Origin of the sequence: Streptomyces sp. NPDC020192, assembly GCF_044388685.1 — a bacterium.
Classification (GTDB): Bacteria; Actinomycetota; Actinomycetes; order Streptomycetales; family Streptomycetaceae; genus Streptomyces.
Map to the genome: position 1 here is coordinate 217313 of NZ_JBIRXG010000015.1, position 17272 is coordinate 234584.

Below are 17272 nucleotides of genomic sequence, written 5' to 3' on the forward strand. Positions count from 1 at the left end.
TTAGACGCACGACGGGCCCGAAGGGTTACCTATGAGGCGCACTTGACCTCGTTGGCCGTGGACGCCCCGTCGACCTTCGGTGCCTTCGCCGGAGCGGTGAGCGAGACACCCGCACCCTTGAAGTCCTTGCCCAGGGTCAGGGTCATCGCCGGCAGCCCCTGGGAGTTGGTCACGCTCTTGCCGGGCTTGAGGGCCGAGCCGGGCAGCCCCATCAGCGCGGCCAGTTCCCGCGCCTGGGCGGCCTGGTCGGGGGCGTACTCCAGCGTGGTGTTCTTCAGTTCCGCCGGTGCGTTGCCCGCGTTCTCCGACTTCAGCACACCCTTGGAGGTCTGCAGCCAGGACAGGGTCTCCTGCGCGCTGCCCCCCTCGGCACCGCCGTTGAGGATCCGCACCCGCACGTCGGAGGGCGCGGACCGGGTGCCCTTGAGCTGGGCGGCCGCCGCGTCCTTCGCCTCCTTCTGCTTCTTCTTCACCTCGGTGAAGGAGACGTCGCTCTTGACCGCGTCGAAGACCTCCGGGGCGGTGCTCGGGTTGACGATGACCGTCTTGTGGACGCGACCGTCGGCCGGGTTGTCGAGCACGGGCACGGTCACGAAGGAGATGTTCTTCGTCGGGACCTTCTTGATCTCCAGCGCCACGTCCTTGAGCGTGCTGATGCTCTTGATGCCGGTGTCGACGGTCAGCGCCTTGGTCGCCGCCTCCGCCAGGTCCAGCAGCTTCGAGGGGTTGGTGAGGGTGTCGCTGGAGGACATGTCGCGCATCAGCGAGCCCAGGAACTGCTGCTGGACCTTGATGCGGTCCAGGTCCCCGTGGTTGCCGAAGCTGTGCCGGGTGCGTACGAAGGCCAGGGCCTGCTCGCCCGACACCCGCGACTTGCCCGCGGGCAGCTTCAGATGGGACTCCTTGTCGTTCACCGGATGCGTGACGCACACCTCGACGCCGCCGACCGCGCTCGACAGGGTCTTCACCGCGTTGAAGTCCGCCATCATGAAGTGGTCCACGTGGATGCCGGTGACCTCCTCCACGGTGCGCATGGTGCAGCCCGGGTCGCGATCGTCCTGGCCGAGGCTGGTGTTGAAGCGCACGTTCTCCGTGCCGGGGACCACCTTGGTGCTGCCGTCCGGCTGCTTCGTCGGACAGTCCGGGACGTTGACGATGAGGTCGCGCGGGATGCTCATCGCGGTGGCGTTGGTCCGGTCCTTCGACACGTGCAGCAGGATGTTGGTGTCCGCGTGCCCGACGCTGCCCTTGTCGCCGTAGCCCTCGTTGCCCTTCCCGGTGCGCTTGTCGGTGCCGATGATGAGCAGGTTGAAGGCCTCGTGCTTGCTGAAGCCCTTGGAGCCCGCGTCACCGACGTCGGTCGAGCTGATGTTGCCCTCGAGGTGCTTGAGGTACAGATAACCGGCGGTGCCGATGGCGACCAGCGTGAACGCCGTGCCGCCGGCCGTCCACGCCAGTATCTTCTTCGCCTTCGACTTCTTCTTCACCGGCCGCCGTGTCGCGCGCCGCCCCTGCGGGGCCTCCGGCTCGCCGCCCCGGCGCCGGGACGAGCGCGGCGGCGGTACGTCCCCGGCGCGCACCGTGCCCATCTCACGGGTCTCGCCGGGCTTGGAGTCGTTACGACGACGCGGTGCGCCGGCGCCGTCCCGGGAGGACGGTCTGCGGGGGCCCGGGACCGACGACTGCGGTGCGGAAGGACTCAGTCGCAGTTCGTATTCGCCGGTGTTCGGATTGAGTACCCACTGGTCGGCGGGGTCGATGTTATCCGCCCGCCCACGGCCTTGCGCGTCCACGGTTGTCCGAATCCTCCGTCGGGGCCACGCGGCGCCTTCCCCCTCAAAGGCGCTCGGGTCTCGGTGAATCGGTGCACGACCCCCGCAGGGATCTCGCGGCGAGGTGCACCGGGTCGCTCACACTATCCGCCCAGTTCAGCGTCAAGCGACGCCGGTGACAAATTCCGCCTGCCTACAACTGGGCAATCCCCCTCATATTCCGAACGGATTTTCAGCGCGCCGGTGTGCGCCTCACACGCAGTCGTGCTCGGCGGCGGTGGTGCCGGAGAAGGTGGGTGTGGGAGAAGGGGCCCCTCCCGCCCCTTTTGTCACCGCCACGGGCTGATCGGCACGCAGCCGCGCGAACAGCTTCTCGGCCTCCGGCTCCACGAGTTGGTCACGATTGGTGTCGTACACGTACGACTCCCTGGGTACCGTCAGAAACTGCACCTGTTCGATGGGGATGGTGCGCAGCCCGCGCACCAACTGGTACAAGCCGCGCAAACTGGCCAGTTCCGGATCGGTGGTCAGCGAGGAGGTCGCCGCGTCCAGCACCGGATACAGCTTCCCCGGGTTCAGCAGGACGTCGCCGCTCTGCATCTTGTTGACGAGCGCGCCGAGGAACCGCTGCTGGCGCTCCATCCGCTCGGTGTCGCTGCCGTCGCCGAGCGACTTGCGGGCCCGTACGTAGCCGAGCGCCTGCTCCCCGTTCAGCATGACCTTCCCCGCGGGCAGCTTCAGCCTGGCGGCCTTGTCGTCGATGGGCTCCTTCAGACAGACCTGCACCCCGTCGACGGCGTCCACCATCTCCTTGAACCCGCTGAAGTCCACGACCACGTGATGATCGATCCGGATGCCGGTCAGTTTCTCGACGGTACGGATCGAACAGGCCGAACCGCCCACCGAGAACGCGCTGTTGAACATCGCGAACACCGGCTCGCTCCGGCTCCCGTCCGCCCGCAGACAGGCGGGGATGTCCACCATCAGATCCCTGGGCAACGACACGGCCGTGGCGCTGCGCCGGTTCGCGGCCAGGTGCAGCAGGATCGTCGTGTCGGACCGCTCACTGCCCAGATCCCGCCCGTACTCCGCGTTCCCGTCCCCGGCCCGGCTGTCGGACCCGATCAGCAGGATGTTCTGTGCGCCCCGCACCAGCGCGGTGGGCCGCTCGGCCTCGTACCGGGCGAGTTCCCGGGCGGCCGGGTCGTCCGCGGTGATGTTCGAGCTGAGCTTGGCGTAGAGCGCCCAGCCGGTCCCCCCGGCCGCCACGACGACCAGGGCCAGCCCGAGCGCCGCCCGCTCCGTCCACTGCCGCCGACGCCGCCGCACCAGCCCGACCCCGGTGGCCGAGGCCCCGAGGCCGGGACCGAGGGCCCTGCCTGCGGTGTCGGTCACGGGCGGGGCACCCCCTCATCGACGTACGGGCGGAACGTGCTGCTCCTACGACGATGGCGGGGACGGGACCCGGAGGCGCCCTCAGCTACTCCAAGTGGGTTACTCCGGCGCTCGCCGCCGTACCGACGTCACCCGCTCACTCTCGATCCGCTTGGCGAGAGCCTCTTCCTCCAGCCGGTCCAGATTCCGGCAGAGCACCACGGAACCGCCGGAGGCGAGCGGCGCGAACAACCCCGCGCTCAGCCCCTCCCACGTGTCGTACGGCAACCCCGACAGCAGCCTCGACCCGGGCCCCGTCAGCTCCAGCTCCGCCGCGTCGGCGACCGCCTTCTGTACGACCTCCGCCCCGCTGAACTCCGCCCCGGCGACGATCAGCGCGGGCTCCTCCGCGTCCACGGGAGCGAACGGCGCGAACCGGTCCCCCTGCCCGGGCACGTCCACGGCGTAGTCGATGAACCCCTCCGGCGGCTGCGGAAACCGCCCGCCCAGCGGCCGTAGCGCGAGAGCGACCCGCTCTCCCCGGCACGCCCGCGCCGCGTCCAGCGCGTCCGGCCCGCTGACCGCGACGTCGGCCACGGAGGGATCCCCGCCCACATCGGCGATGGCCCCCACCGACGAACACGCCAGCAGCCACACCGCCGTCTGCCAGTGCGCCGGCAGCAGCAGCGTGACCCGGTCGCCCGGCCCGGCGGCGAGGTCGCCCTGAAGGAGGTTCGCCGTCTTGGCCACCCAGTTGGCGAAGGTGGCCACGGACAGTTCGACGCGTTCGCCGGTGGCGTCGTCGTAGAAGGTCACCAGAGGGCGGCCGGGGTCCGCGGCGAGCGCGGAAGCCAGCAGGTCGGCAGGGGTGCGATCGGTGGCGTTCACCCGGAAAAGGGTACGCGCGGGCGGGCCCGCGCAGCGCGCGGCCGGGCCACCGGTTCGGCCGAACGCTTCCGACGCCCCGTCAGCTCCTCATTGGACAGATTTATATGACTATGTCCAAGATCATGAGCATGCGTGGACTCCTGACTTCCTCGATCGGCGTCACCTGCGCCGCGGCGCTCGTCCTTCCGCCGCCGACCGCGACCGCGGCGACCGCTGAACCGGTGAGCACCGGCAGTACCCGCTCCCTCCCCCTCGCCCCCCTCTCCCGCGAGCGTGCGCTCGGCGCCGCCCCGGAGCAGGGCCTGTACCGGGCGGGCGGCGAGCACTTCTCGCTGGTCGGGGTGGCGTGGCACGACCCCCGCGCCGAACTGCGCGGCCGGGTCCAGGTGCGCACACGGTCGGCCGGCACGGGGATCTGGTCCGGCTGGCAGGACGTCGAGACGCACAACGCCGACCACGGCGCCGACCCGGGCACCGCGGAGGGTGCCTCGCACCGGGTGCGCGGGGCGACCGCGCCGCTGTGGGTGGGTCCCTCGGACGGCGTGGACGTACGGGTCCGCGCGGAGTCCACGGGCCCCCGGGGCGGCCGTACCCGCGCAGTGCCGCCCCCGCTGCCGCCCGGTCTGAGCCTGGAGTTGGTCGACCCGGGGGAGGAGGCGCTGCCCGAGGGCGCGCCTGCCGACGTGCCCGCCGACGCGCCCCGCACCGATCTGCACACGGACGCGGCCCGCGCGGCCTCGGCCGGCCAACACCGACATCGCCGGCTTCGCCGCCCTGGAGATCCCGGCGCTCGACCGGCAGGCCACCGAGCGGGAACTCGCCCGCCTCCAGGGCCCGGTGCGGGCGACGCCGTACATCGGGCCGCGCCCCCGGATCGTCACCCGCCGGGGCTGGGGCGCGGACGAGTCACTGCGCGAACCCGGGTTCGGCTACACGAAGACGGTCAAGGCGGCCTTCGTGCACCACACGGCCTCGGGCGACAACTACAGCTGCTCCCAGGCCCCCTCCGTCATCCGCAGTATCTACCGCTACCACGTGGCGAGCATGGGCTGGCTGGACATCGGCTACAACTTCCTCGTCGACAAGTGCGGAAACGTCTACGAGGGCCGGGCCGGGGGCGTGGCGAAGCCGGTCCTCGGCGCGCACACCCTCGGGTTCAACGGCGACAGCATGGGCATCGCCGTGATCGGCACATACGACGCGGCGAAGCCGCCCGGCGCGGCGGTCACGGCCGTCGCCCGGCTCACCGCGTGGAAGCTCGGGATCCACGGCGCCGATCCGCGTGGCAGGACGTATCTCACGTCGGACGGTGGCAACCTCTACGCGAAGGGTAAGAACGTACGACTGAACGTGATCTCAGGTCATCGGGACGGATTCCCGACTGAGTGCCCCGGTGCGTCGCTTTACACGCAGCTCGGTACGGCTCGTTCCATCGCGGCGCGCTACCAGGGCCGCTGATGACAGGGGTTCGCGTTCACCGCTGTCGGCGGGGCACGCCGGTCTCACACCATACTCTTACCGATCTCGCGGATAACCGGGGGGTCGTCAAGGGCGCCGTCGCTACGGTCTGCATACACTGACCGGCCGAAAACGAAACGAGTGGAACGACAGGTTCGACCGGTCCCGGCAGGAAGAAAGCAGAGACGACAGGTGACAGAAGCGATCCTCCTGGTCGGTGGCAAAGGCACCCGGCTGCGTCCGCTCACGGTGCACACGCCCAAGCCCATGGTTCCGGCTGCCGGCGTACCGTTCCTCACGCACCAGCTGGCGCGGGCCAAGGCGGCGGGCGTGGACCACATCGTCCTCGCCACCAGCTATCTGGCCGAGGTCTTCGAGCCGTACTTCGGCGACGGCTCCTCCCTCGGCCTGAGCATCGAGTACGTGACGGAGGAGGAGCCCCTCGGCACCGGCGGCGCGATCCGCAACGTCGCCTCGCGGCTCCACTCCGACCCGGACGAGCCGGTCCTGATCTTCAACGGCGACATCCTGACCGGCCTGGACATCCGGGCGCTGGTCGACACGCACCAGGCGACGGGCGCGGACGTGTCCCTGCACCTGACGAAGGTGTCGGACCCGCGCGCCTTCGGCCTGGTCCCGACCGACGAGTCGGGCAAGGTGCTGGCCTTCCTGGAGAAGCCCCAGACGCCCGAGGAGATCGTCACCGACCAGATCAACGCGGGGGCGTACGTCTTCCGCCGCTCGGTCATCGACACGATCCCGCTGGGCCGCCCGGTGTCGGTGGAGCGGGAGACGTTCCCGGACCTGCTGGCCGCGGGCGCGCACCTGCAGGGCATGGTCGACTCGACGTACTGGCTGGACCTGGGCACCCCGGCGGCGTTCGTCCGAGGCTCGGCGGACCTGGTCATGGGCCGCGCCCCGTCCCCGGCGGTCCCCGGCCGCTGCGGCGACCGCCTCGTCCTCCCCACGGCCACGGTGGCGCCCGACGCCAAGCTGACCGGCGGCACGGTGGTGGGCGAGGGCGCGGTCGTGGCCGAGGGCGCGAGGATCTCCGGCTCGACCATCCTCCCCGGCGCCGTCATCGAACCGGGCGCGGTCATCACCGACTCCCTGATCGGCGCGAGGGCCCGCGTCGGCGAACGCTCCGTCCTCACCGGCACGGTCGTCGGCGACGGCGCGATCGTCGGCCCCGACAACGAACTCCGCGAAGGCGTACGGGTGTGGTGCGACGCCCACATCCCGGCGAAGGCGCTCCGCTTCTCTTCGGACCAGTAGCGGTCGGGTTGGTCTGGGGCGCCGCCCGTGGGGGCTGCGCCCCAGACCCCCGCTTCCTTCGGAGCCCACGGGTGCGTCGTCGCCTGCGGCGCGCGGGGGGTTGCTCGCGCAGTTCCCCGCGCTCCCGGGGAACTGCGGCGCCCGCGGCTGAGTGGCGCCGCCGTAGCTGCGGGCAGTCGTGCCGCTGGGGCGGCACGGGTGGGCGGTGGGCGAGGCACCCTGTACGCGCCGACAAGCGACCCGACCCCCGCCCAGCCGCAGCACAAAGCACGTTCAGAGCAACCCGATGTCCACCCGAGGCATCTTCGGTGCCCGGCGGGCCGGCACATGGCCGCTGAGCAGGATCAGCCGGGCCGCCCGATGCCGCTGCCCGGCGTACGGCTCGAGCAGGCGCAGCATCTCCGCGTCGTCGGCGTGCCGATCCCCGGCCAACGCCCACCCCACGATCCCCGGCAGATGCAGATCCCCGACGGTCACCGCATCCGCCGCCCCATGACTGCGCTGCACGACCTCCGCAGACGTCCACGGCCCCACCCCCGGCACGACCTCCAACCGCGCCTGCGCCTCGGCCGCCGGCATCCCCACCGCCTGCTCCAGCCGCGCAGCGACCCGTACGGCCCGCAGAATCGTGGACGCCCGCTTGTCGTCGACCCCGGCCCGGTGCCACTCCCAGGAGGGAATCAGCGCCCAGGTCCGCGGCGCCGGCATCACCCACATCGGCCGTTCCCCGACTCCCGCGGGCCCCGGCGCCGGCTCCCCGAACTTCCGTACGAGCAACCGCCACGCCCGATACGCCTCGTCGGTCGTGACCTTCTGCTCCAGCACCGACGGAATCAACGACTCCAGCACCAGCCCGGTCCGCGTCAGCCTGAGCCCCGGCCGCCGATGCCGCGCCAGCGCCACCACCCGGTGCCGGGGCACGAAAGCATCCGGATCGTCGGCCGCGCCGAGCAACTCGGGCAACCGCTCCAGCAGCCACTCCGCCCCCGGCCCCCACGCCTCACCGCGCACCTCACCGCCGTACGCGCGCACGCGCAGCGTCCCCGGCCCGACGGGCGTACGGCCGGCCCGCCACACGGATCCGTCCGGCGTGGCCCGGAACGTGGGGTCGGCCGGCCCGCGCCGCAGCGGCCCGAGCACCAGCCCGAGATCGAGCGGCCCGTCCGGCACCCACCGCCGTACCCGCGCCGGCGCCGCCGCCTGCCGCGGTATCCCGGCATGGCCCGCGCGTGTGGTCGTACGCGCGGGCCGCTGAGCGAAACGTCCTGCCACGAGAGGTCCAAGGAGAGAAGGGAGACGTCCCTACGAGACTAGGGGGTGTACGAGGGCTACGGCGGCGTACGCCGAACTCACCGCACCTCGACGAACGCCCCCGCGTCCCGCTCCGGCCGAGGACCCGGCTCCTGAGCCGGATGCCCGACGGCCACCGCACCCATCGGCTCCCACTCCGCCGGCAGCTCCAGCACCTCGCGCACCACATCCCGGCAGAACATCGTGGACGACACCCATGCCGAACCCAGCCGCTCCCCGGCCAGCGCGACGAGGAGGTTCTGCACGCCCGCGCCCATGGCGACGACGAACATCTCCCGCTCGGCGCCGTCCCGCCGCGCGTCCCCGTAGTGGTGCGAGCCGTCCATGACCAGGCACGGCACGACCAGGTACGGCGCGTTGCGGAGCACGTCCCCGCGCCGCACCCGCTTCGCGATGGACTCCTCGCTCTTGCCGTCCCGGCGCAGATCGGCGATCCAGGCGTCCCGCATCGCGTCCAGCAGCCGGGTCCGGGACTCCGCCGACTCCAGCAGCACGAACCGCCACGGCGTGGTGTGGTGCGGGGCGGGTGCGGTGACCGCCGCCGCCACCGCGCGCCGTACCGCACCGGGGTCCACCGGCTGGTCGGTGAAGGCCCGGACCGTGCGCCGCTGGGTGACCGCCTCGCGGACCGCCTCGGAGGTGCCGAGCCGGAACATGTCGCTGTGCGGGTCGCGCACCAGCGCCCGCGCGCCCTCGCCGTCCTCCGGGTCCAGGACGTGGGGCAGACCGCGTACGACGGCCACCGGCCGGCCCGCCGCCTTGCCCTTGACCAGGTCTCCCGCGGCGGCCAGTTCGTCCGCCGTGGCCACGATCGTCGCGCTGAGCGGATTGCCGTACGCGTCCGTGCCCCCGCGCAGATCGTCCAGCACGCGCACCCCGGCGGCGCCGATCGCCACGTCCGTGAGCCCCGAGCGCCAGGGCCGCCCGAACGTGTCGGTGACGATCACGCCCACGTCGACACCGAGCGTGGCGCGCAGGCCGTCGCGGATCGCGCGCGCGGACGCGTCCGGGTCCTCGGGCAGCAACAGCACCGTGCCCGCGGGGGTGTTGGAGGCGTCGACCCCGGCGGCGGCCATGACCAGGCCCTGCCGGTTCTCGACGATCCGGAGGGTGCCGCGGCGGGCGACGACGCGGACCGCCTCGGCGTCGATGGCCGCCTCCCGGTCGGCCGCCTGCATGATCCGGCCCTCGGCCTTGGAGACGATCTTGGAGGTGACGATCAGCACGTCCCCGTCGGCCAGGCCGGGCTCGGTGGCCGCGATCAGCTTGGCGAGGTCGTCGCCCGGCTGCACCTCGGGAATGCCGGACAGGGCCCGGACCGTGTACGCCGTGTGCTCCAAGTGCTCCGGGCGCTCCTCGCTCACGCTCCCCGCACCTCCTCGGCCAGCGCCAGCGCCTCCCGCGCCATCCGCGCGGCCGCGTCGACGTCGGTCATCATCAGCGGTACGGCCCGGCAGCGGATGCCGTCCGCCTCGATCCGCTCGACGGCCGCCGCGTCCACGGTGTCGACCAGCCAGCCGTCCAGCAGCCCGGAGCCGTAGTGCTCGGCGACCGCGGCGGCCGTGGACTCCACGCCGACCGCGGCGAGCACCTTGTCGGCCATCCCGCGCACGGGCGCGTCCCCGACGATGGGGGAGAGGCCGATCACCGGCACGCCCGCGTCCGCGATGGCCTCCCGGACGCCGGGCACGGCCAGGATGGTGCCGATGGACACGACCGGGTTGGACGGCGGGAAGAGGATGACGTCCGCGGCCGCGATGGCCTCCAGCACGCCGGGCGCCGGCTTGGCCTGCTCGGCGCCGACGGGCACGACCGCCTGAGCCGGGACCTCGGCGCGCAGCCGTACCCAGTACTCCTGGAAGTGGACCGCCTTGCGTTCGCCGCCCATCTCGACCGCCACGTGCGTCTCCACGCGGTCGTCGGTCATCGGGATCAGCTTCACGCCCGGCTTCCAGCGGTCGCACAGTGCCTCGGTGACCGCGCTGAGCGGATAGCCCGCGCCGAGCATCTGCGTCCGTACGATGTGCGTGGCGAAGTCCCGGTCGCCCAGGCCGAACCACTCCGGCCCGACGCCGTAGGCCGCCAGTTCCTCCTTGACCCGGAAGGTCTCGTCGGTCCGTCCCCAGCCCTGCTCCTCGTTGATGCCGCCGCCCAGCGTGTACATCACCGTGTCGAGGTCCGGGCAGACCTTCAGCCCGAAGAGGTGGATGTCGTCGCCGGTGTTGCCGATCACCGTGATCTCCGCGTCCGGCACGGCCTGCTTCAGACCGCGCAGGAAACGGGCACCACCGATGCCGCCTGCCAGAACCACAATGCGCATGGCCCCAAGTCTTGCAGGCGGGTACGACAACGCGTCAGGCAGTCACCGGACGAGCTTCGCAGTGCGGAGAGGTGTGCATGGGCATCTCGGTGAGGCCCGGGTGGTACACGTGCAGGCTGACCGCCGGCTCCAGCGCGTCGTTGACGACCTCGTGGACGTACCCCGGCGCGAACACCCGCTGCACACCCGCTGCCAACGCGCGCGTGCCGCGCTCGGTGCGCTCGGTCAGGCTGCCCTCCAGCACGGTGAGGACACCGGAGGAGCGGCCGTGGTCGTGCAGCCCGCTGCCCTGTCCGGGCACCCAGGACAGTAGCCACACCTCGTAGCCGGGGCCGGTGCGCAGCCGGTGGTACCAGCGGGTCGTCGCGTCGTAGCGGACGAGGTGCGCCCACTGGGAGCGGTCGGCGGCGATCGCGCGCGCGAGGCCCACGAACTCGGCCACCGTGACCGGGTGCTCGCGCGGCGGCTGGAGCAGATGCGGGACCTCGAGGATGTCGCCGGCGATCTGGAGGTCGTTGTCGCTGTTCATGGTGCGCTGGTTCCTCAGTGAAAGAAGGTCAGAGGGAACGGAAGAACGGCAGCCGCGTCATCGGAGGGACACGGCTTACAGCTGGAGCGAGGTGTGGCTCAACAGCTGGAACAGTGACAACAGCTACAGCGCGCCCGGGCAGCACCGAGGGACCCGGCGGTGCGGGTCGAGGTGAGTGCCAAGTTCGCGAGCATGCCCACTAGGACACCGGTTCACACCTGGGCTGTCAACTCGACGCCCGGTATGTGGGACAGGTTTCACCTCATCCGGTTCTTCCGTCAGCTGAAAGGTTTGTTCACCGGGATGGCCGGACACATGCGGCACAACCGGGCACTCAAGCCTCGCGCAACTCGATCGAACGCGGAGCCGTCTTCCTCCGTACAGAGATCTGACAGAGGTCTGTACGGGTTCGGCCGCCCCCGGGCCCTCACCTGCGTGTCAAGGTATATGGCGATTTGAACACTTTCCGCACGGCCTTGGTTCCGCAGAGTGAATAACGGGCCCATTAGCAGATCTCGGCTTGACTCGCCCGGAGCAGCACACTTGTAATTTCACTCGTGTCGTTCAGCCGAAATCGGTAACGACTGACGCACGGGGACGCGAAAGACAGACGAGGGGCGCACATGACCGAGCTGGTGCAGCAACTGCTGGTCGACGACGCGGACGAGGAACTCGGCTGGCAGGAGCGCGCGCTGTGCGCCCAGACCGACCCCGAGTCCTTCTTCCCCGAGAAGGGCGGCTCCACCAGAGAGGCGAAGAAGGTCTGCCTCGCCTGTGAGGTCCGCTCCGAGTGCCTCGAGTACGCCCTCGCCAACGACGAGCGCTTCGGCATCTGGGGCGGTCTGTCCGAGCGGGAGCGCCGCCGCCTGAAGAAGGCCGCCGTCTGAGACACACACCGCACGCACGCGTACGCAGGCACGCGTATACGCACGAAAACGTCACGAACGGCCCGTCGCCCATGGGTTATCCACAGGCGGCGGGCCGTCGTCGTGGCCAGCCGATAGTGTGGTCGCTCGTCCGAGACGCCCCGCTGTCCCCGCACGGCACGGGTGTCCACCGCAGTCCATCGAACCGGGGCCCGTACCTCGATGTCCGTGCACAGCCATACGGCAGCCCAAGACGGCGCCGTAACACCTGAGTTCCCGCGCCACGTGGTGACCGCGGTCCTCGTCGCCCACGACGGTGCCCGCTGGCTGCCCGACGCCCTCGCCGGGCTGCTCGGCCAGGAGCGCCCCGTCCAGCACGCGGTCGCGGCCGACACCGGCAGCGCGGACGACTCCGCCCGGCTGCTCACCGAAGCCCTCGGCGACGCCCATGTCCTGCACCTGGCCCGCCGCACCGGCTTCGGCCAGGCCGTGGAGGAGGCGAGCCGCACCGCCCCGGTCCTCACCCCCGAAGAGCTGCCGTACCTCAAGCGCCCCAGCGGCTGGGACCCGGTCACGCGCACGTGGCGCGACGACACGTACGACATGCCCGAACTGCCGCACGGCGAGCCCGTCCAGTGGCTCTGGCTGCTGCACGACGACTGCGCCCCCGAACCCGACGCCCTCGCCCAGCTGCTGCGGGTCGTCGAGAACGAACTGGAGCTGGGCCGCGACGACGTGGCGGTCGTCGGCCCCAAGCTGCGCGGCTGGTACGACCGCCGGCAGCTGCTGGAGGTCGGCGTCTCCATCGCCAACTCCGGCCGCCGCTGGACCGGCCTGGACCGCCGCGAACAGGACCAGGGCCAGCACGACCACGTCCGCACCGTGCTGTCCGTGTCCAGTGCCGGCATGCTCATCCGGCGCGACGTCTTCGAACAGCTCGGCGGCTTCGACCGCCGACTGCCCCTGATGCGCGACGACGTCGACCTGTGCTGGCGCGCCCACGCGGCCGGCCACCGCGTCCTCGTCGCGCCCGACGCGGTCGTACGGCACGCCGAGGCCGCCTCCCGCGAGCGCCGCACCGTCGACTGCGCGGGCCGCACCGCGGCCTCCCCGCACAAGGTCGACAAGGCCGGTGCCATCTACACCCTGCTCGTCAACGCCCGTACGGCCGCGCTGCCCTGGGTGCTGCTCCGGCTCGTCCTCGGCACCGTCCTCAGGACCGTCGCCTACCTCGTCGGCAAGGTCCCGGGCCAGGCCGTCGACGAGATCCGCGGCCTGATCGGCACCCTGCTGCGCCCCGAGCGGATCATCGCCGCCCGGCGCCGCCGCGGCCCCTCGCGGATCGACAAGGGCGAGCTGCGCCAGCTCCTGCCGCCGCCCGGCGCCACCATCCGGGCCACCGTCGAGCAGGTCGCGGGCAACTTCTCCAGCGGCAGGGACAGCGAGACCTCCTCGGCGGGCCGGCACGGCGGCGGCATGGAGTCCGGCCCCGGCGGCGACGACGCCGAGTTCATGGAGATCGAGCAGTTCGCCCGGCTCAAGCGCATCGCCCGCAACCCCGGCCCGGTGCTCTTCCTGGCCCTGCTGCTGATCTCCCTGGTCGCCTGCCGCGCCCTGCTCGGCGGCGGCGCGCTCACGGGCGGCGCCCTGCTGCCCGCACCGGCCGGCGCCGGCGAGCTGTGGTCCCGCTTCACCGACTCCTGGCACCCGGTGGGCGTGGGCGGCACCCCGTCGGCACCGCCCTACCTCGCGATCGTCGCGACCCTCGCCACGCTCCTGTTCGGCTCCACCGGACTCGCGGTCACCGTCCTGCTCGTCGCCTCGGTGCCGCTTGCCGGGTTCACCGCCTACTTCGCCTCCCGGCCGCTCGTCACCTCCAGGCTGCTGCGCGCGTGGGCGGCCATCGCCTACGCCTTCCTGCCCGCCATCACCGGCGCCCTGGCCGGCGGCCGCCTCGGCACCGCCGTCCTCGCCGTGCTGCTGCCGCTCATCGCGCGCGCGGGCATCGCCGCGAGCGGCCTCGCCAACCGCTCCGGAGCGCGCGGCAGTTGGCGCGCCACCTGGGCGTACGCGCTGCTGCTGACCATCACCACCGCCTTCACGCCGATCGTCTGGCCCATCGCGCTGCTCCTCGGCCTCGGCGTGCTGGCCCTGCGCCGCGGCGACCTCGTGGCCTACGGCCTGCGCTTCCTCACCCAGGTCGGCACCCCGCTGCTGCTCCTCGCGCCCTGGTCGCTGACCCTGCTCCCGACCGGCTTCTTCAAGGAAGCCGGCCTGGACTACGGCGCCTCGACCGCCTCCGCGCTCGACCTGCTCGGCGCCAGCCCCGGCGGCGCGGGCACCGTGCACGGCCTGATGCTCCTCGGCATCGTCCTCGCCGCGCTCGCCGCCCTGCTGCGCTCCGAGCGCCAGCTGGGCATCCGCACCGCCTGGGCCGTCGCCCTCGTCGCCCTCGTCCTCGCCGTCCTGTCCAACCGGTCCGCCTGGGCCGGACCGGCCACCCTCGTCTACGGCATCGCGCTGCTGGCCGCCGCCGCCCTCGGTGCCGACGGCGCACGCGCGCGTGTGGCCGAGCAGAGCTTCGGCTGGCGCCAGCCCGTCGCCGCGCTGATCGCCTTCGCATCGGCAGCGGGTCCGCTGCTCGTCGCCGCCGGCTGGATGCTCGACGGCGCCGACGGCCCCCTGAAGCGCAGCGACCCCACCCAGGTCCCCGCGTTCGTCGCCGAGGACTCCACCACCGGCGACCGGGCCCGCACCCTGATCCTCGACAGCGACTCCACCGCACGCGTGCGCTACACCCTGGTCCGCGGCTCCGGCGCCCGCATGGGCGACGCCGAACTCAGCGCCGCCGACGGCGAGAATCCCAAGCTGGACAAGGTCGTCGCCAACCTCCTCGCCGGCTCCGGCGCCGACCAGGCCAACGAACTCGGCGGCTTCGCCGTGCGCTACGTCCTCGTCCACAAGGGCGCACCCCGCGACTTCACGCGCGTGCTCGACGCCACGCCCGGCCTGAGCCGGCTCAGCCAGCAGGGCGGCAGCGCCCTGTGGCGCGTCGACCAGGAGGTCTCCCGCGCCACCATCGTCCCCGCCAGCGGCTCGGGCACGGCCCAGCCGGTCGGCGCGGGACCGGTGGAGATCCACACGACCGTCCCGTCCGGCGCGGACGGCCGCGTCCTGCGCCTCGCCGACAGCGCCTCCGACGGCTGGACGGCCACCCTGGACGGCAAGCCGCTCACCCGCACCACGGTCGACGGCTGGGCCCAGGGCTTCCAGCTGCCCGCGAGCGGCGGCAGGCTCGACGTCGTCTACGACGACCCGATCACCCACACCGCCTGGCTGTGGGCCCAGGGCGCGCTCGCCGTCGTCCTGGTCGTCCTCGCCCTGCCCGGCCGCCGCCGCGACGTCGACGACGACCTGCCCGAGGAGGAGCCCCTGCCCGCCCAGGCCGCCGGCGCGAGCGACGGCCGCCGCGCCCGCCGCCTGCGCGCCCAGGCCGAGGAGCAGCCCGAGGGTCAGACGGGGGAGGAGCCCCTGGCACCGCCCCTGCCCGAGGAGCCCCCGGCGGTTGCCGTACCCCACCAGCAGTCCTACGGCGACTGGGACCAGTCCTCCTACGCGGACACCGGATACACCGGCTACGGAACCGACCAGTTCCAGCCCGGCGCCGGGTACCAGACGCCCGGCTACGACCAGCAGGGCTACGCGCACGACCCGTACCAGTCGGGCCAGTACGACCCGTACGCCTACAGCGGTACGGCCGACCAGATGCCGTACGACCCGACGGCGTACCAGCAGCAGGGCTACGACCCGGCGTACGACCCCGCCCACCAGGGCTACGACCACGGCACCGGCAGTGAGCGCCCCGACGGGAGCCAGCAGTGAAGCGCACGACCCTGTCCCTGATCGCCGGCACCACCGCCCTGGCCGCCGTCACCGCGTTCGCCGCGCTCGACGGCCCGTCCGCGTCCGGCGCCTCCGCCGCCGGGGCGGCGGCCAGCCTCCCCGTGGAGCGCACGAGCCTGCTGTGCCCGGCGCCGAGCATCTCGGACATCGCCGACACGTCGTACACCTCGTACACGCCCGTCACCCAGGGCGCCGCGAGCAGCGGAAAGGCCCAACTCCAGCCGGCCGCCCAGCAGTCGGCGGACGGCACGGACAACTCCCAGACGGGCAAGGACTCCAAGGGGGCGAAGGGCTCGAAGGGCTCCAAGGGCGGGAAGAAGACGTCAGGGACGTCCGGCCGGCCGGTGCTCACTCCGAAGGCGCCCGGCACCCCGGCCACCGGCGACACCTCGGGCGCCGACGCGCCCGCGCTCATCGGCACCGCCGACGGCAACTTCGCGCCCGGCTGGACCGTCCAGGAGACCACCGAGGTCGCCGTCGGCACCGGACGCGGCCTCCAGGGCGTCAACTGCACCGCCGCGGACACCGAGTTCTGGTTCCCGGGCGCCAGCACGGCCGCGAACCGCACCGACTACGTCCACCTGACCAACCCCGACGACTCCGCCGCCGTCGTCGACATCGAGCTGTACGGCAAGAACGGCGCGATCAAGTCCCCGCTCGGCGAGAACCTCACCGTCCCGCCGCACGCGAGCAAGCCGATCCTGCTCTCCACGCTCACCGACGCACAGCAGGCCGACCTGACCGTGCACGTCAGCGTGCGCAGCGGCCGGGTCGGCGCGGCCGTACAGGCCCTGGACGCCAAGGCGGGCGGCGACTGGCTGGCCGCGGCCGCCGACCCGGCCCCCAGCCTGGTCCTGCCCGGCATCCCGAAGGACGCCACCGACGTCCGGCTGATCGCGTTCACTCCCGGCGGTGACGACGCCGACCTCAAGGTCCGCCTGGCCTCGTCCGGCAGCCTGATCACCCCGGCCGGCAACGAGACCGTGCACGTGAAGTCCGGCATGACGACCGCGGCCGACCTCGGCGACGTCACCCGCGGCGAGGCGGGCTCCCTGGTGCTGACCCCCACCGACCAGTCGGTCCCGGTCGTGGCGGCGCTCCAGGTCGTCCGCGGCAAGGGCGACAAGCAGGAGACGGCCTTCATCCCGGCCACGGCCCCCGTCGGCACGCGCGCGACCTCGGCCGACAACAGCGCCAAGGGCACGACCCTGGCCCTGACCGCGCCGACCGCCACGGCCACGGTCAAGGTCACGGCGTCGGCGGGCAGCGAGGGCGGAACGCCGGTGACGAAGACGTTCACGATCACGTCCGGTACGACCCAGAACATCGACGCCCCGGTCCCCTCGGGCCTCCAGGGCACCTACGCCCTCACCGTCGAACCCACCTCCGGCGGCCCGGTCTACGCCTCCCGCACCCTCACCGCCACAGAGGGCGGAGTCCCGGGCTTCACCATCCAGACCCTGCCGAGCGACCGGGGGATGGTGGCGGTACCGGAGACGACGGAGGACCTGGGGGTGCTGCAGAGGTAGTACCGCCGCGGCCGCAGGTAGCCGCGCCGCTGGGGGAGGCTCTCCCA

General features: G+C 72.4%; 11 protein-coding genes and 1 pseudogene. 5 read left to right on the forward strand and 7 right to left on the reverse strand.

Annotated features, from left to right (window positions below):
* Positions 1 to 29: 29 nt before the first annotated feature.
* The 3 genes from ACH47Z_RS27925 to ACH47Z_RS27935 all read right to left on the reverse strand — a co-directional run bounded on the left by ACH47Z_RS27925 (position 30) and on the right by ACH47Z_RS27935 (position 4034).
* On the reverse strand, positions 30 to 1793 hold the full coding sequence (locus tag ACH47Z_RS27925; RefSeq protein WP_399078310.1) for an LCP family protein: 1764 nt from the start codon (positions 1791 to 1793) through the stop codon (positions 30 to 32).
* 231 nt (positions 1794 to 2024) lie between these two features.
* Entirely contained in the window at positions 2025 to 3167 is a 1143-nt protein-coding gene (locus ACH47Z_RS27930) for an LCP family protein (RefSeq protein ID WP_399078312.1), read from the reverse strand.
* A gap of 99 nt (positions 3168 to 3266) precedes the next feature.
* Positions 3267 to 4034: a TIGR03089 family protein gene (locus ACH47Z_RS27935; protein ID WP_399078314.1), complete on the reverse strand. Its 768-nt coding sequence runs from the start codon at positions 4032 to 4034 to the stop codon at positions 3267 to 3269.
* A gap of 110 nt (positions 4035 to 4144) precedes the next feature.
* Between ACH47Z_RS27935 and ACH47Z_RS27940 the strand changes: the two are divergent.
* Both ACH47Z_RS27940 and ACH47Z_RS27945 read left to right on the forward strand, forming a co-directional pair.
* Positions 4145 to 5492, forward strand: a pseudogene (locus ACH47Z_RS27940) (peptidoglycan recognition protein).
* A 192-nt stretch (positions 5493 to 5684) separates the two neighbouring features.
* Positions 5685 to 6767 carry a sugar phosphate nucleotidyltransferase gene (locus ACH47Z_RS27945; RefSeq protein ID WP_399078316.1) on the forward strand — a complete coding sequence of 361 codons (1083 nt, stop codon included), beginning with the start codon at positions 5685 to 5687 and terminating at the stop codon, positions 6765 to 6767.
* A gap of 273 nt (positions 6768 to 7040) precedes the next feature.
* Here the strand turns inward: ACH47Z_RS27945 and ACH47Z_RS27950 are convergent, their stop codons facing one another.
* From ACH47Z_RS27950 to ACH47Z_RS27965, 4 genes are all read right to left on the reverse strand, one after another.
* Positions 7041 to 8039, reverse strand: coding sequence for a DNA-3-methyladenine glycosylase family protein (locus tag ACH47Z_RS27950; protein ID WP_399078318.1), 999 nt, complete (start codon positions 8037 to 8039; stop codon positions 7041 to 7043).
* Between the two features lie 77 nt (positions 8040 to 8116).
* Positions 8117 to 9442: a coenzyme F420-0:L-glutamate ligase gene (locus ACH47Z_RS27955; RefSeq protein WP_399078320.1), complete on the reverse strand. Its 1326-nt coding sequence runs from the start codon at positions 9440 to 9442 to the stop codon at positions 8117 to 8119.
* Positions 9439 to 10398 (reverse strand): 2-phospho-L-lactate transferase, encoded by a 960-nt coding sequence (cofD, locus tag ACH47Z_RS27960; protein WP_399078322.1) that lies wholly within the window; start codon positions 10396 to 10398, stop codon positions 9439 to 9441. The genes ACH47Z_RS27955 and cofD overlap by 4 nt, the downstream gene beginning before the upstream one ends.
* Before the next feature lie 34 nt (positions 10399 to 10432).
* A complete protein-coding gene (locus ACH47Z_RS27965; RefSeq protein WP_399078324.1) occupies positions 10433 to 10927 on the reverse strand; it encodes a cysteine dioxygenase in 495 nt (164 codons plus the stop codon).
* A gap of 623 nt (positions 10928 to 11550) precedes the next feature.
* Between ACH47Z_RS27965 and ACH47Z_RS27970 the strand changes: the two genes are divergently transcribed.
* The 3 genes from ACH47Z_RS27970 to ACH47Z_RS27980 all read left to right on the forward strand — a co-directional run bounded on the left by ACH47Z_RS27970 (position 11551) and on the right by ACH47Z_RS27980 (position 17225).
* Positions 11551 to 11814, forward strand: a complete 264-nt coding sequence (locus ACH47Z_RS27970) for a WhiB family transcriptional regulator (protein WP_003975777.1) — start codon at positions 11551 to 11553, stop codon at positions 11812 to 11814.
* A gap of 201 nt (positions 11815 to 12015) precedes the next feature.
* Entirely contained in the window at positions 12016 to 15675 is a 3660-nt protein-coding gene (locus tag ACH47Z_RS27975) for a glycosyltransferase (RefSeq protein WP_399078326.1), read from the forward strand.
* Entirely contained in the window at positions 15672 to 17225 is a 1554-nt protein-coding gene (locus ACH47Z_RS27980; protein ID WP_399078328.1) for a DUF5719 family protein, read from the forward strand. Before ACH47Z_RS27975 ends, ACH47Z_RS27980 begins: the two co-directional genes overlap by 4 nt.
* Positions 17226 to 17272 lie beyond the last annotated feature (47 nt).

Coding starts and splice junctions, on each gene's coding strand:
- ACH47Z_RS27975 (WP_399078326.1), top strand. CDS start 12,016: ATGTCCGTGCACAGCCATACGGCAGCCCAAGACGGCGCCGTAACACCT.
- cofD (WP_399078322.1), bottom strand. CDS start 10,398: ATGCGCATTGTGGTTCTGGCAGGCGGCATCGGTGGTGCCCGTTTCCTG.
- ACH47Z_RS27970 (WP_003975777.1), top strand. CDS start 11,551: ATGACCGAGCTGGTGCAGCAACTGCTGGTCGACGACGCGGACGAGGAA.
- ACH47Z_RS27965 (WP_399078324.1), bottom strand. CDS start 10,927: ATGAACAGCGACAACGACCTCCAGATCGCCGGCGACATCCTCGAGGTC.